Annotated in this window: 10 protein-coding genes and 1 pseudogene; 6 read left to right on the forward strand and 5 right to left on the reverse strand. The window is 71.8% G+C overall.

Going from position 1 to position 13,440, the window contains the following annotated elements; all coding sequences use genetic code 11:
* Window positions 1-44 precede the first annotated feature (44 nt).
* Window positions 45-1,259, reverse strand: coding sequence for an ROK family protein (locus tag ABZ267_RS09815; protein WP_356756192.1), 1,215 nt, complete (start codon window positions 1,257-1,259; stop codon window positions 45-47).
* Window positions 1,260-1,498: 239 nt separating this feature from the next.
* Between ABZ267_RS09815 and ABZ267_RS09820 the strand changes: the two genes are divergently transcribed.
* The 3 genes from ABZ267_RS09820 (at window position 1,499) to ABZ267_RS09830 (ending at window position 3,865) form a co-directional block, all read left to right on the forward strand.
* Window positions 1,499-2,623, forward strand: coding sequence for an MFS transporter (locus ABZ267_RS09820; protein WP_356756194.1), 1,125 nt, complete (start codon window positions 1,499-1,501; stop codon window positions 2,621-2,623).
* Window positions 2,624-2,692: 69 nt separating this feature from the next.
* Window positions 2,693-3,454: a maleylpyruvate isomerase family mycothiol-dependent enzyme gene (locus tag ABZ267_RS09825; RefSeq protein WP_356756196.1), complete on the forward strand. Its 762-nt coding sequence runs from the start codon at window positions 2,693-2,695 to the stop codon at window positions 3,452-3,454.
* Between the two features lie 90 nt (window positions 3,455-3,544).
* A complete protein-coding gene (locus ABZ267_RS09830) occupies window positions 3,545-3,865 on the forward strand; it encodes a DUF6332 family protein (protein WP_356756198.1) in 321 nt (106 codons plus the stop codon).
* Window positions 3,866-3,881: 16 nt separating this feature from the next.
* On the opposite strand, the gene ABZ267_RS09835 is transcribed toward ABZ267_RS09830, so the two are convergent.
* On the reverse strand, window positions 3,882-4,496 hold the full coding sequence (locus ABZ267_RS09835; protein WP_356756200.1) for an alpha/beta hydrolase: 615 nt from the start codon (window positions 4,494-4,496) through the stop codon (window positions 3,882-3,884).
* Window positions 4,497-4,513: 17 nt separating this feature from the next.
* Window positions 4,514-5,731: a geranylgeranyl reductase family protein gene (locus ABZ267_RS09840; protein ID WP_356756202.1), complete on the reverse strand. Its 1,218-nt coding sequence runs from the start codon at window positions 5,729-5,731 to the stop codon at window positions 4,514-4,516.
* Between the two features lie 197 nt (window positions 5,732-5,928).
* On the opposite strand from ABZ267_RS09840, the gene ABZ267_RS09845 reads away from it, so the two are divergent.
* Together ABZ267_RS09845 and ABZ267_RS09850 are read left to right on the forward strand one after the other, a co-directional pair.
* Window positions 5,929-7,293 (forward strand): dipeptidase, encoded by a 1,365-nt coding sequence (locus ABZ267_RS09845; RefSeq protein WP_356756204.1) that lies wholly within the window; start codon window positions 5,929-5,931, stop codon window positions 7,291-7,293.
* A 125-nt stretch (window positions 7,294-7,418) separates the two neighbouring features.
* The gene (locus tag ABZ267_RS09850; RefSeq protein WP_356756206.1) at window positions 7,419-8,111 is read left to right on the forward strand and encodes an MBL fold metallo-hydrolase; all 693 of its coding nucleotides are present in this window, start codon (window positions 7,419-7,421) and stop codon (window positions 8,109-8,111) included.
* Window positions 8,112-8,121: 10 nt separating this feature from the next.
* Here the strand turns inward: ABZ267_RS09850 and ABZ267_RS09855 are convergent, their stop codons facing one another.
* Both ABZ267_RS09855 and ABZ267_RS09860 read right to left on the reverse strand, forming a co-directional pair.
* Window positions 8,122-9,162: an NUDIX hydrolase gene (locus ABZ267_RS09855; RefSeq protein WP_356756208.1), complete on the reverse strand. Its 1,041-nt coding sequence runs from the start codon at window positions 9,160-9,162 to the stop codon at window positions 8,122-8,124.
* An 806-nt stretch (window positions 9,163-9,968) separates the two neighbouring features.
* A pseudogene (locus ABZ267_RS09860) lies at window positions 9,969-10,073 on the reverse strand (IS5/IS1182 family transposase); the annotation flags it as partial.
* A gap of 303 nt (window positions 10,074-10,376) precedes the next feature.
* Here ABZ267_RS09860 and ABZ267_RS09865 point away from each other — a divergent pair.
* Complete coding sequence (locus ABZ267_RS09865) at window positions 10,377-13,439, forward strand: BTAD domain-containing putative transcriptional regulator (protein WP_356756210.1); 3,063 nt, start codon at window positions 10,377-10,379, stop codon at window positions 13,437-13,439.
* Window position 13,440 lies beyond the last annotated feature (1 nt).

Consider the following 13,440-nt stretch of genomic DNA (forward strand, 5'->3'; position numbering starts at 1 on the left):
CAAGCCGGCGGACCCACCCGCCGTCCGGCCCACCGGGCCTAAACTCAGGTCAGGACGGCGAGCGGGTCGTCGAGCACGGGCTGCCAGGCCAGCTCGGCCGCGCCGACGAGGCTGTTGTGGGCCAGCGTGCAGGGCAGGATCGGCACGCTGCCGCTGCGGCCCCAGAGGCTGCGGTCGGCGACCACGGCCCGCAGCCGCTCCGGGTCCGCCTCCAGCAGGTCGCGGTGGAGCCCGCCGAGGATGATCCGGTCCGGGTTGAGAATGTTGACGAGCCCGGCGAGGCCGAGGCCCAGACGGTCGATCAGCGCCTCGGCGGCGTTCCGTACGTCCGCGTCGTCGTACTCCGTACGCAGCAGGTCACCGGCCTGCTTGAGGAGTGACTCCTCCGGGCCCGGGTCGCGGCGCGCGGTGGTGAGGAAGGCGAGCGGGTCGGTCTCCACGTCGAGGCAGCCGCGGCCGCCGCAGTGGCAGGGCCGGCCCTCGGGGTTCACGGTGAGGTGGCCCACCTCCAGCGCGAGCCCCGAACTCCCGCTGTGCAGGCGGCCGTCGAGCACCAGGGCCCCGCCGACGCCCCGGTGGCCGGTGGCGACACAGAGCAGGTGGTGCGCGCCGCGTCCGGCGCCGTGGCGGTGCTCGGCCAGCGCGGTGAGGTTGACGTCGTTGCCGGTGAAGGCCGGGCCGGTGATGCCCGCGTCCCGGACGCAGGCGGCGAAGATGTCGCGGACCGGCGAGCCCGCGGGCCAGGCGAGGTGGAGCGGGTTGAGCGCGGTGCCTTCGGGCTCGGCGACCGCCGACGGCACGGCGAGCCCGGCGCCGACGCAGCGCAGTCCGCTCGCGCGCAGCAGCTCCGCTCCGGCGGCCACCACCTCGCCGAGCACCTGCGCGGGGTCGGCCATCACCGTGACACAGCCCGGCGATGTGGCGACGATCCGGCCACCGAGCCCGACCAGTGCGGCCCGGAAGCCGTCGGCGTGGACCTGGGCGGCGAGGACGACGGGACCGGCTTCCCGGACGGAGAGCCGGTGCGACGGGCGGCCCTGCGAACCGGCGGCGGAACCGGGGCTGGAGTCGACCCGGATCAGCCCGAGCGCCTCCAGCTCCGCGGCGACCGCCCCGGCGGTGGCCCGGGTGACGCCGAGCTCGGAGGTGAGGACGGCGCGCGTGGGGGCGCGTCCGGTGTGGACCAGTTCCAGTGCGGGCCCGAGCGCACTGCGGCCCCTCTCCAGCTTCGTCCGGGTGGTGGTCGCCTTGCCGTTCATGAGGGCGAGTCTCCCATGATCCGGAGACCCTCCGGACGCGGAGGGAGCCCGCCGGGAAGGGTGCCCCGCAGGTCGCGGGCGGGTGGCGCGCGTCTCCGTCAACCATGTTGCGCCCGCGCTCCGCACGCCCCTATGCTGAGTTTGTGCCGCAACTAAACAAACTGCGGACGGCCCTACCCGGGGGACCTGGCGGAGACACCGCCCCACCCTCGTCGGCCCGCCTCCGTACCGCGCTGACCGTGTTCTTCGCCCTCGATGGTTTCCTCTTCGCCGGCTGGGTGGTCCGTATCCCGGCCATCAAGCAGCAGACCGGCGCCTCCGCCTCCACCCTCGGCCTCGCCCTGCTCGGCGTCTCGGCCGGTGCCGTCATCACGATGATGCTCACCGGCCGGCTCTGCCGCCGCCACGGCAGCCATGCCGTGACCGTGGCCTGCGGGATCCTGCTCCCGCTGAGCATCGCTCTGCCCGCGCAGACCCATTCGGCGCTCTCACTCGGCCTCGTCCTGCTGGTCTTCGGAGCGGCGTACGGCGGGATGAACGTGGCGATGAACAGCGCGGCCGTCGACCTGGTGGCCGAGCTGCGCCGGCCGGTGATGCCGAGCTTCCACGCGGCGTTCAGCCTCGGCGGCATGGTCGGTGCCGGACTCGGCGGGCTGGTGGCGGGCGGCCTCTCCGCCTCGACGCACCTGTTCCTGCTGGCCGGAATCGGCCTCCTCGTCACCGCGTTCGCGGGACCCGCGCTGCTGCGCCACCGGCCGGCCCGCAACGCTCCCGAGCCGCACGAACCCCAGCAGCGGCCCCAGCGGAAACTCGATCCGCGCGCTCGCCGGATCGTGCTGCTCTTCGGCGTGATCGCGCTGTGCACGGCGTACGGAGAAGGCGCACTGGCCGACTGGGGCGCGCTCCACCTGGAGCAGGACCTGGACGCCCACCCGGGCCTCGCCGCTGCCGGATACGCGCTGTTCGCGCTGACCATGACCATCGGCAGGCTCACCGGCACGATGCTCCTGGAACGCCTCGGCCAGACCCGCACGCTCGTCCTCGGCGGCGCCGTCGCCGCGACCGGCATGCTGCTGGGCTCGCTGGCGCCGACCGTCTGGCTCGCGCTGGCCGGATTCGCGGTCACCGGCCTGGGGCTGGCCAACATCTTCCCGGTCGCCGTCGGCCGGGCCGGTGAACTGGCCGGACCGAGCGGAGTGGCCGCCGCCTCGACGCTGGGCTACGGCGGCATGCTGCTGGGCCCGCCGGCGATCGGCTTCCTGGCCGACTGGTTCTCGCTGCCGGTGGCGCTGACGACCGTGGCCCTGCTGGCCGCGGCGGCCGCCGCGCTCGGGTACGGGGCCCGCAACGCGACGCACGCCTGAGTGGAGGCCGGATCCACCAGTCCCGTCCCCTGTCCGGAGGCAGCCTCCAGCCCCTGGCAGAATCCGGCCATGGAGATCACCGAGCACATCGCATCGTTGTCCGAGGAAGGCCGGCTCCTCGCGGCGGCGGCCGAACAGGCGGGTCCCGGGGCCTCGGTCCCGACCTGTCCCGGCTGGCAGATACGCCATCTGCTGCGCCACACCGGCATGGTGCACCGCTGGGCGGCCGGGTTCATCACCGAGGGCCACACCGCGCCGTATCCCGACGGCGGAGAGCCGGATCTCGACGGCGAGGAACTCCTCGCCTGGTTCCGGGAGGGCCACCGCCACCTGGTCCGCTCACTGGAGGCCGCTCCCGCCGACCTGAACTGCTGGACCTTCATGCCGGCCCCTTCTCCGCTGGCGTTCTGGTCCCGCCGCCAGCTGAACGAGACGACCGTGCACCGGGTCGACGCGGAGTCGGCGCTCGGCGGGCCGCTGACCACGGTGGGTGCCGACCGGGCGGCCGACGGCATCGACGAACTCCTCACCGGCTTCCACGCCCGCCCGAAGAGCCGGGTGCGCTCCGCCGTCCCGCGCACGCTGCGGGTGCGGGCCGTGGACATGGACGCGGTGTGGACCGTACGGATCTCGGAGGAGCCGCCGCAGACCGTACGTTCGCCCGCCACCGGGCCGGACGACGCGACGGGCCACGCGGACTGCGAGCTGAGCGGAACGGCGGAGGGCCTCTACCTCACCCTCTGGAACCGCCTGCCGCTCGCCGCCGTCACCCTGCGCGGCGACCGCACGGTGGCCCGGCTCTGGACGGACAACTCCGCGATCACCTGGTGAGGCTGAGCGGTACGGGGACGGTCGGACGGCCCGGCCGTACGCGGCGGGGCGCGCTTGCCGGGAGCGCGCCGCGCCTGTGAGACTGCGGCCATGGGGCGGCGGACACAGGCGGAGCGGGACGCCATCACGATCGAGATCGGCTACGCCCTGGTCAGCGCCGCCGTGCTGGCCGGACTCACCTTCGCCGCGCTCGCCGCACCCGCGCTGCTCCTCCTCGACCTCGGCCGCACCGCGCGGACGGTGGTGCTCACCGTCGCCACCACCACCGCCGTACTGGCCTTCGTCACCCGGGTCGTCCATGTCCTGCGGCACTTCCCGCCGAAGCACGAGGCCCATCGACTGGACGGCGCCCCGGACCCGGCCGGCCTGCCCCGGCCCGGCCGCTCCGGCCGCTCCGATTCTTCTACGTAGAAGAGCACGCGCCCCGTCAGCGGCCGGCCGGCCTCCCGCCGCGTACGGCGGTGCAGCGGGCGGCCATCGTCCGTTGCAGAGCCGGATCGATCGCCCGGTCCCCGGCGCAGACGACGTACGTCGAAGGGGTCCGCTTCCAGCTGTGGTGCTCGGGAACTCCTCGCCCGCAGCCAGGGGCCTGCGCCCGGAGCAGGCCGACCGCCCGGGCGGCGAGAGGTCCGGGGCAGTCGTCGTAGAGGACGTCCGCAGCCCGGTCGGGGTCCAGGCGTGTCGTACCACCGCGCCCCTCCCCCGGCACGACTGCGTCACGCAGCTGCGGTGACGCCCCGCCGAGGCCGGCCGCGCTCTCGCCCACGTCCGGCACGAAGGCCGCCAGGTAGACGAGGTGGCGCGCACCGCGCACCCCGGTGATCACGGACCCGCCGTAGGAGTGGCCGAGCAGCAGCGGCGGCTCCTCCGACGCGTCGACAACCGCCTGGACCGCTGCCGTATCGGCGGCCAAGGAGCCCCGGTGCAGCTCGGGCACGACCACGTCGACGCCCTCGGCCCGCAGGCCGTCCGCGACCGGGCCGAAGTGCTCAGGACGGTGGTAGAGGCCGTGGACGAACACCGCCACCGGCTCTCCGCCCACGGCCCTCGGCGCGGCGCTCAGCGGTCCATCGCGCTCAACGCCCGCTGGGCCAGCGGATGCGTACGGACCAACTCGGCCAGCGACGTCGTGCCCCGGGTGATCCCGGCGAACGCCTTCCAGGCCGGGCGGAAGCCGGTCAGCACCGCGTGCAGCACGCCCGGGCGGCGCTCGAACAGCTTGAGCATGCGGCGGCCCACGCCCATCTCCACGCCGAGACCGGCCTTGATGGCGAAGGCGTAGTTGAGGGCCTGGCGGCGGGCGTCCACCGCGTCGTGCGCCTCGGCGATCCTGACGGCCCATTCGCCCGCGAGCCGGCCGGAGCGCAGCGCGAAGGAGATGCCCTCGCGGGTCCACGGCTCCAGCAGGCCCGCCGCGTCGCCGCAGACCACGACCCGGCCGCGCGAGAGCGGCGAGTCGTCGCTGCGGCAGCGGGTCAGATGGCCCGAGGAGATGGACGGCTCGAACCCGGCGAGGCCGAGGCGGGCGATGAAGTCCTCCAGATACCGCTTGGTGCCGGCGCCGTCGCCGCGGGCCGAGATCACTCCGACGGTCAGCGTGTCGCCCTTGGGGAAGACCCAGCCGTAACTCCCGGGCATCGGGCCCCAGTCGATGAGGACCCGGCCCGCCCAGTCCTCCGCCACCGTCGCCGGAACCGGGATCTCCACCTCCAGGCCGAGGTCCACCTGGTCGAGCTTGACCCCGACATGTGCTCCTATCCGGCCCGCGCTGCCGTCCGCGCCGACGACCGCCCGCGCCAGCACCGTCTCACCGCCGGCCAGCACCACCGCGACCGTACGCCGGTCGGGCACGGCGGGTCCGTGCTGCTCGACCCGCACCACCGAGGCACCGGTGCGCAGTTCGGCACCGGCCTTCTGCGCCTCCTCGACCAGCCCGGCGTCGAACTCCGGCCGGTTGATGAGGCCGAAGAGCATGCGCCGGGAACGGCGGGTGCGGGCGAGCTTCCCGTTGAGAGAGAAGGTGACCGCGTGGATGCGGTCCTTGAGGGGCAGTTCGAACCCCGGTGGCAGGGCGTCCCGGGAGAACCCGATGATGCCGCCGCCGCAGGTCTTGTAGCGCGGCAGTTCCGCCTTCTCCAGCAGCAGGACCCGCCGGCCCGCCACGGCTGCCGCGTACGCCGCCGATGCGCCGGCCGGTCCGGCGCCGACGACGACGACGTCCCAGACCGACGACGACTCTTCGATTTCCCGCCCGGCGTCTGCGTTCTCGCTGCTCACGATGTGCTTCTGCTCCCGATCCGACCAGTGGCCCCAAGCTGCTCACGGCATCCTACGGCGCGTCCCGGCCGAGCCCCTCTGTGGGAGGATCGGCCATGATTCTGTCCTGCCGCACGGCACCACACCCACGGTGCCGTGGCGGGGCGCGTACACACCGTGCCCTACCCGATAACGTCGCAGCCATGAGGAGCGTGCCCATGACCGCCCGCCCGATTTCCGACACCGTCGCCTCGCTGATGCCCCGTGCGCGGGAGGAGCTCGCCGAGCTGGTCGCGTTCCAGTCGGTCGCCGACCCGGCGGTGTTCCCGAAGAGCGAGTGCGAGGCCGCGGCGAACTGGGTCGCGGACGCCCTGCGCGCCGAGGACTTCACCGACATCGCCCTGCTCGACACCCCCGATGGCACCCAGTCGGTCTACGGTTTCCTGCCCGGCCCGGCCGGAGCCCCGACCGTACTGCTCTACGCGCACTACGACGTGCAGCCGCCGCTGGACGAGTCGGCGTGGCTCTCCCCGCCGTTCGAGCTGACCGAGCGCGACGGCCGCTGGTACGGGCGCGGCGCGGCGGACTGCAAGGGCGGGTTCATCATGCACCTGCTCGCGCTGCGCGCGCTCAAGGCGAACGGCGGCATACCGGTCTCGGTGAAGGTGATCGCCGAAGGGTCCGAGGAGCAGGGCACCGGCGGTCTGGAGCAGTACGCGGAGGCGCACCCGGAGCTGCTGGTGGCCGACACGGTCGTCATCGGCGACGCCGGGAACTTCCGGCTCGGGCTGCCGACGGTCACGGCGACGCTGCGCGGGATGACGATGCTGCGGGTGAAGCTCGACACGCTCGAAGGGAACCTGCACTCGGGGCAGTTCGGCGGTGCCGCGCCCGACGCGCTGGCCGCGATGATCCAGCTGCTCGCCTCGCTGCGCGACGAGAACGGGACGACGACGGTCGACGGGCTGACCGGTGACGCCGACTGGGACGGGCTGCAGTACCCGGAGGAGGACTTCCGGCAGGACGCCAGGGTCCTGGACGGCGTCGGCCTGATCGGTGCGGGCACGGTCGCGGACCGGATCTGGGCGCGGCCCGCCGTCACCGTCATCGGGATCGACTGCCCGCCGGTGGTCGGCGCGACCCCGTCCGTGCAGGCGAGCGCCCGGGCTCAGATCAGCCTGCGGGTGCCGCCCGGCCGCGACGCGGCCGAGGCGACGAAGCTGCTCACCGCCCACCTGGAGGCGCACACGCCGTGGGGCGCGCGGGTCACGGTGGAGCAGGTGGGCCAGGGCCAGCCGTTCCAGGCCGACACGACCAGCCCGGCCTACGCGGCGATGGCGGACGCGATGCGGGACGCCTACCCGGGCCAGGAGATGCAGACCGCCGGCATGGGCGGCTCGATCCCGCTCTGCAACACCCTCGCCTCGCTCTACCCGCAGGCGGAGATCCTGCTGATCGGCCTGAGCGAGCCGGAGGCACAGATCCACGCGGTGAACGAGAGCGTGTCGCCGGAGGAGCTGGAGCGGCTGTCGGTCGCCGAGGCGCTGTTCCTGCGCAACTACGCGGAGTCGAAGAAGGCCTGACCTTCGCCGGTGCCCCTGTCCACGGCCTCTTCCGGCCGTGGACAGGGGCACCGCTACGCCCTTGGCGAAGTCGCCGGAAGCGTAGTTCCGTACGCCGGGTGCCGTCGGCTGCGTACGTTCGCGGCATGGATCTCATCGAGGTACTCCCCGGGCGTCTGCATATGTTCCGCTTCCGGATCGGCCAGGCCTATCTCTGGTGCGACGGAGCCGAGTTGACCCTGATCGACGCGGGCGACATCGCGGCGGCGCGACCGATCGAGGACGCGGTACGAGGGCTGGGCCGCGACCCCGCCCGCATCGGCCGCATCGTCCTCACCCACGGCCACCGCGACCACTACGGCGCCGCCCAGGAGCTGGCGGACCGCCACGGCGCCGAGATCCTCGCCCACCCGCTGGACGCGCCGGTGATCCGCGGCGAGGCCCCCGTACCGGAACCGGACCTGCTCGACTGGGAACGTCCGCTGTACGAGCACGGGTTGACGGTCCCGGAGGCTCCGCCCACCCGGGTCGACCGCGAGGTGGCCGACGGCGAGGTGCTCCCGTTCGGCGGCGGCGCCCGGGTGGTCCACGCCCCTGGCCATACGCCGGGTTCCATCGCCGTCCATCTGCCGCGCCATGGAGTGCTGTTCACCGGGGACTGCGTGGCGGCGGTCGAGGAGGTGATGCTCGGCGTGTTCAACGTGGACCGGGCGCGGGCGCTGGACACATTCCGGCGGCTGGCCGCGCTGGATGCCCGTACGGTCTGCTTCGGCCACGGCGACCCGCTCGCGGAGAACGCGGCGGAGGTCATGCGGGCGGCGGCGGTAGCGGCCGCCTGAAAGGACACGTTCAGCCCACCGGAACGCCCGCCTCCAGGTTGAGCACCGTGGACCGCTCGCGGGCCCGCAGCGCCCAGCGCAGCCGCTCGTAGCGGGTCGGCGGCAGCATCCCGGCGGCCTCCTGCTCCGTGGCGAAGCGCCAGCCGCGCAGCTCGGAGCCCGGGAGCAGGAGCCGGCCGGCTTCCTTCGACCGGAGCAGCCCGCCGTCGAAGAGGAAGCGCAGTCCGCCGTAGCCGGGCGGGGAAGGCGGTTCCCAGTCGACGAGGAGCAGCGTGGGGAGCCGGTCGAGGCGGAGGCCTATCTCCTCGGCCACTTCCCGTACGCCGGCCTGCGCCGGGGCCTCGCCCTCCTCCACGACCCCGCCGGGGAACTCCCAGCCGGGCTTGTACGTCGGATCGACGAGGAGCACGCGGTCCTCCTCGTCGAAGAGCAGAACCCCGGCCGCCACGGTCGCGGCGGTCGGCTCGGGGCTCTGCACGATCTCGCACGCTCCGGCGGCACCGCTGCGGACGGCCGCCGCGATCCGTTCGGCGGTCTCGCGCGGCGTGAGGGCGCTGTTGTCGATCACATGGGCGTCGGCGGTGATCCAGTCGAGCGCGTCCCGGTAGGGGCCGATGTGGTCGTACGCCCACCGGTTGACCCGCTCGCTCTGCTCAGGGTCGCCGGGGTACTCCGCCCGGTCCGCCATCTGGTTGCGGAGGATCGTTTCCTCAGGTGAGAGCAGTACATGGCGGACCGGGATGCGCCGGGAGGCGAGGCCACCGAACATCTCGTCCCGGTACTCCTGTCTCAGCAGGGTCATCGGCACCACCAGCACCCCGGGCACCTCGGCGAGCAGCGCGGCCGCCGTGTCCACCACGAGCCGCCGCCAGATCCTCAGGTCCTGGAAGTCGCCCACCTCGGCCAGCTTCTTCTGGGGCAGCAGTCCGCGCAGCCCCGCTCCGGTGAGCTCCGGGTCGTACAAGGTGCTGTTCGGGATCAGATCGATCAGTTCGCCCGCGACGCTGGTCTTGCCCGCGCCGAACGCACCGTTGATCCAAACAACAGTCACTAGTACTCCAAGGTGGGAAGGCCGCTGGACAGCGGCGGAGCAGGTTGCGTCGGTTCGTCCGGGAGACGGATGGGAATAGACAGTGTCCACAGCCCGGCTCCCACCACTTCCTTCTCCCACACCTCCTGGAGATACCCAACGATCCGCTCCTCCATTGCGATCGTCACCTCGCTGTTCGTACCTCCACACCGGGCAGCTCATGCCGGCTGGTGACCGCATGGACGGTGACGACGGTGGCCTCGCAGGTCTTGCGGTCGGTGCGGCGGCGCTTCACGCATCGAGAGCTGATCGCGGCCCTTCGAAGGCAGTGCGGGTCTTGCCGGTGCAGGATTCCCCGTGCACCACGATCAGCGTCGGTGCCGCTTCATCGGCGACAGCAGCGCGCAGGTGGGACTCAACTACGCGTTGTGCCGGCGTTGCACATGGCAGGGCAGCACGAAATCGGCGACGCTCTGGTCGCCAGAAGGCTTGGGGATGGCTGGGCGCACTCCACGCGGCAGTGGTAGAGCTGTTTCTTCAGCCGCTTCTCGTTGGCCTGCCACCACTCCTGCCGGCACTTCCAGCAGCGCCCCCGCTTTTTCGCCGGGACCTCCGGGGTGACCAATGCCGGCCGCCCGCAGTAGGGGTAGGTGCAGGAGACCTTGTGGCCGACGTACTCCCGGCAGGCCGCGACGTCATCGTTCTTCCACTTCCCGTCTCAGCCCTTGCGGCGGTACGGGCGGCCGGTACGAACTCGGTGCGCGCTCGTTCCAGCTCGTCGGTCCACCTCTCGTAATCGGCCTGGAAACGGGGGCGGGCCTGTAGGTGCGACACCATCGGGTGCCGATCTCGCGGCGGTGAGCGGCCAGACACCGGGCACGGTGACGAAGGTACGCGCTGGACAGATCGATCACCGATGGGTAAACAAGCACACGAAACTCCTGGCCGACACGGGTGATCTTGGTCGTGAACCCGTGTCGGCCAGGAGCTTCGTCATCCACCTCACCCAGGGCGCCCCAACTCGCCAGACCCGCCAGCAGGTCGGAAAAGGTTCAATGAACCGTGCCGCACGGCCGAGTCCACGGGGCGATACGTTCCAGGGCCGTCTTGCCGCCTGACGCGAAGCCCTGATGAGATGGTTGTCAGAGACTCATCTGGACGGCAGGAACGCGGAGCATCGGCTATGCGTGGGTGGTGGCGGAAGCCGCTCCATGGCCGCTGGAGGAGGAAGCAGCATGGACGAGGTCGCGGAGACACACAGAGTGCAGTTCCGAATTCTGGGCTCGTTCGAATGCTGGGACGGGACCGACCGAATCCGGGTCGGCGGACCTGTGCACGAAAAGGTTCTTGTCACGCTTCTACTGGAGCCTCAGCGTGTACTCCCCGTCTTCCGGCTGGTGGAAGCCGCCTGGGACGAGAACGCGCCCGCCACTGCCGCTCATCAGGTGCGCAAGGCCGTCGCGGAGCTACGACAACGCATCCCGGGCGGACGGGATCTGATCGTCACGGAGGGGCCGGGCTACCGAGCCCTCACCACGCCCGCACAGGTGGACCTCGGCAGATTCACCGAAGGATTGAAGCAGGCCAGAACAGCCACTGTCGCCGGACAGAGCGCCTATGCCATGACGACCCTTCGCGAGGCCCTGGCTCTGTGGCGGGGTCCATTGCTCGCCGGCACCGGTGGATCGGTTCTGTCCGCGGCCTCCGCCGCCTTGGAGGAACGTCGTCTGACAGCCGTGGAACAGCTTTTCGACCTACGGCTCGCCACCGGCGAAGACAGCGAACTCATCGGTGAATTGCGGGAATTCATCGATGCGCATCCGTTGCGTGAAACTCTGCGCGGCCAGCTCATGCTCGCCCTCTTCCGTTCCGGACGACAGGCGGACGCGCTGGAGGAGTACGCCAAGGTCCGGGACTTCCTGATCGACGAACTCGGCATCGGTCCCGGCGACGCACTGTCGGAGCTGCACAACGCCGTACTCCGCAACAGTCCGGAACTCGCCGCTCCGCAACAGTCCGTGGCTGTTCCTTTCACTCCGGAGGGCAAGCCGTCCACCCTTCCTTACGATCTGCGCGACTTCACGGGACGGGAGGAGGAAGTCAGCGATCTGCTCGGATTTGTGGAGGAGGCCCCGGGCTCGGGGCCGTTGATCGTCGCGATCGACGGCATGGGCGGAAGCGGCAAGACCTCCCTGGCCGTGCGCGCGGCACATCAGCTGGCGGAGAGCTACCCCGACGCCCAGCTCTACATCGATCTCCGCGGCTTCACTCCTGACGGCCGGCCGCTGACCGCCGGTGCGGCGGCTGAGGCTCTTCTGCGCATGCTCGGTGTGCCCGGAGACCGGATCCCCGACGACGCGGACGGCCGCATCGCCCTCTGGCGGCGCACGATGAGCACGCATCGGATGCTTTTGCTGCTCGACAACGTCGTTGACGATTCGCAGGTCAGACCGCTTCTCATCTCCCCCACCGAAACCCTCGTCCTCGTCACGAGCCGCGCGTTGCTCGTGGACCTCGACGCAGCCCATACCGTCTCCCTGGGGGTCATGCCGCCGAGCGACAGCGTCGCCCTCGTCGAGGGCGTACTCGGCCGGACGCGCGCGGAGAACGAGCCGGAGGCCGTTGCCCAGCTCGCGGAACTCTGCGGTCACCTTCCGCTCGCCCTGCGTATCGCGGCCGCCCGGTTGCGCAAGCGGCCCCGCTGGACCGTCCGTTACCTGGTCGACCGGCTCCGGGACGACGCCCACCGGCTGGCCGAACTCAACTCGGGGGAGCGCAGCGTCGAAGTGACGCTACGGCTCTCCTACGAGGGCCTGGCCTCCGAGACCCGTGAGGCGTTCCGGTTCCTGGGCCAGTACCCGGGAGACGAGATCAACACCTACGCCGCCGGAGCCCTGCTGGGGATCAGCGCCCGGGAGGCGGAAGAGGTCCTGGAGTACCTCCTCGACATGCACTTGCTCCAGCAGCACGAGAGCGGTCGCTACGCCTTTCACGACCTCGTCCGTAGCTTCGCGCAGAACCTCTCGCGCGGCGGCGCCCTTCGGCCACCGCAGGCCGATGGGGAGCAGCGCCCCGCGGCTGACGGAGACGACCAGATCAGGCGCGCCGTGGGCCGACTGCTCGACTTCGCGCTTGCCGCGACCGACCTGGCCTGCGACCTGCTGTTCCCCGGGCGGGCGGGGATAGACCGTTCCGAACACCCGACGTCAGCCGCCGAACTCCCGGCGCTGGGCACCGTCGAGCAGGCCCGCGACTGGCTGGAGCGCGAACAGGACTCGCTGCTGGCCGCCGTATCCCTGGCCGACCGCTGGGGGATGGACCGGCACGTAGGGCTGTTGGCTGCCAACGTCGTCTTCCCTCTCGATCTGCGCGGTCGCCTGGAGGAGTTCAGGGAGTTGGCCCGTGTCGCGGTCGCCGCCTCCCGTCGGCTGGGCGACGACGCTCTGCTGCGGCTCAGCCTTTCCAATCTCGCGGTGGCCTGCTGGAAGCTCGGGCGCCTCACCGAGGGCATCGAGATGTCGGAGGAGGCGTTGGCCCTGGCCATCCGTCTCGACGACCGGCGCGGCGAAGCGAAGGACACCGGCGTCCTCGGGCTCCTGCTCAGCACCTTGGGACGGTATGACGAGGCGCTGCCGCGACTACGGCAGTCCATCGAGATCAAGCGGCAGCTGGGTGCGGAACGCGCCGAGGCCGAATCCCTGACCAACCTCAGCAGCCTGTACGCCGAATGGGGGCGGTATCCGGAGGCGGTGGAGGCAGCCACCCGTTCCGTCGCCCTTTCCCGCTCCATCGGTTCGGTCGACAAGGAGGTCGAAGGGCTGACCGACCTGGCCGTGGCGAGGATCGGTCTGGGCGAGATCGCCGAAGCCGCGGAGCTCCTGGCCCGGGCCCGCAAACTGGCCGGGGATGTCATATCGCCCGCCGACCTGTCGCTGGTCCTCGCCCTGTCCGCCGAAGTCGCCGATCGACTCGGCGAGAGTGCCCAGGCCGCAGCGTGGGTGGAGGCGGCCCTGAGCCTCGGTGATGTCAGTGGTGTCCCCATGCGCGAGGCCGCTGTCGGCAACATCATCGGCCGGTTCCACACGCGTAACGGCCGGTATTCAGCGGCCCGGGAACTCCACGCGCGGGCCCATGACGCCGCCTCGCGCATCGGCTACCGCGCCGAGGAGGCCCGCGCGCTGGCCGGTATGGCCGACGCTCTGGAGCACCTGGGGGAGCAGGGAGCGGCCTCGGCCCACCGGGAGTCGGCCCGCAAGGCCTTCGACGCCATGGGAGTCCCGACGTCCCAGGCCGCGTGAC

The sequence above is a fragment of the Streptomyces sp. NPDC006174 genome, assembly GCF_040614075.1.
Classification (GTDB): Bacteria; Actinomycetota; Actinomycetes; order Streptomycetales; family Streptomycetaceae; genus Streptomyces.

Bases quoted from the DNA above. Each gene is read 5' to 3' on its own strand.
- ABZ267_RS09845 (WP_356756204.1), top strand. From the start codon at position 5,929: ATGACCGCCCGCCCGATTTCCGACACCGTCGCCTCGCTGATGCCCCGT.
- ABZ267_RS09815 (WP_356756192.1), bottom strand. From the start codon at position 1,259: ATGAACGGCAAGGCGACCACCACCCGGACGAAGCTGGAGAGGGGCCGC.
- ABZ267_RS09825 (WP_356756196.1), top strand. From the start codon at position 2,693: ATGGAGATCACCGAGCACATCGCATCGTTGTCCGAGGAAGGCCGGCTC.
- ABZ267_RS09865 (WP_356756210.1), top strand. From the start codon at position 10,377: ATGGACGAGGTCGCGGAGACACACAGAGTGCAGTTCCGAATTCTGGGC.
- ABZ267_RS09830 (WP_356756198.1), top strand. From the start codon at position 3,545: ATGGGGCGGCGGACACAGGCGGAGCGGGACGCCATCACGATCGAGATC.
- ABZ267_RS09850 (WP_356756206.1), top strand. From the start codon at position 7,419: ATGGATCTCATCGAGGTACTCCCCGGGCGTCTGCATATGTTCCGCTTC.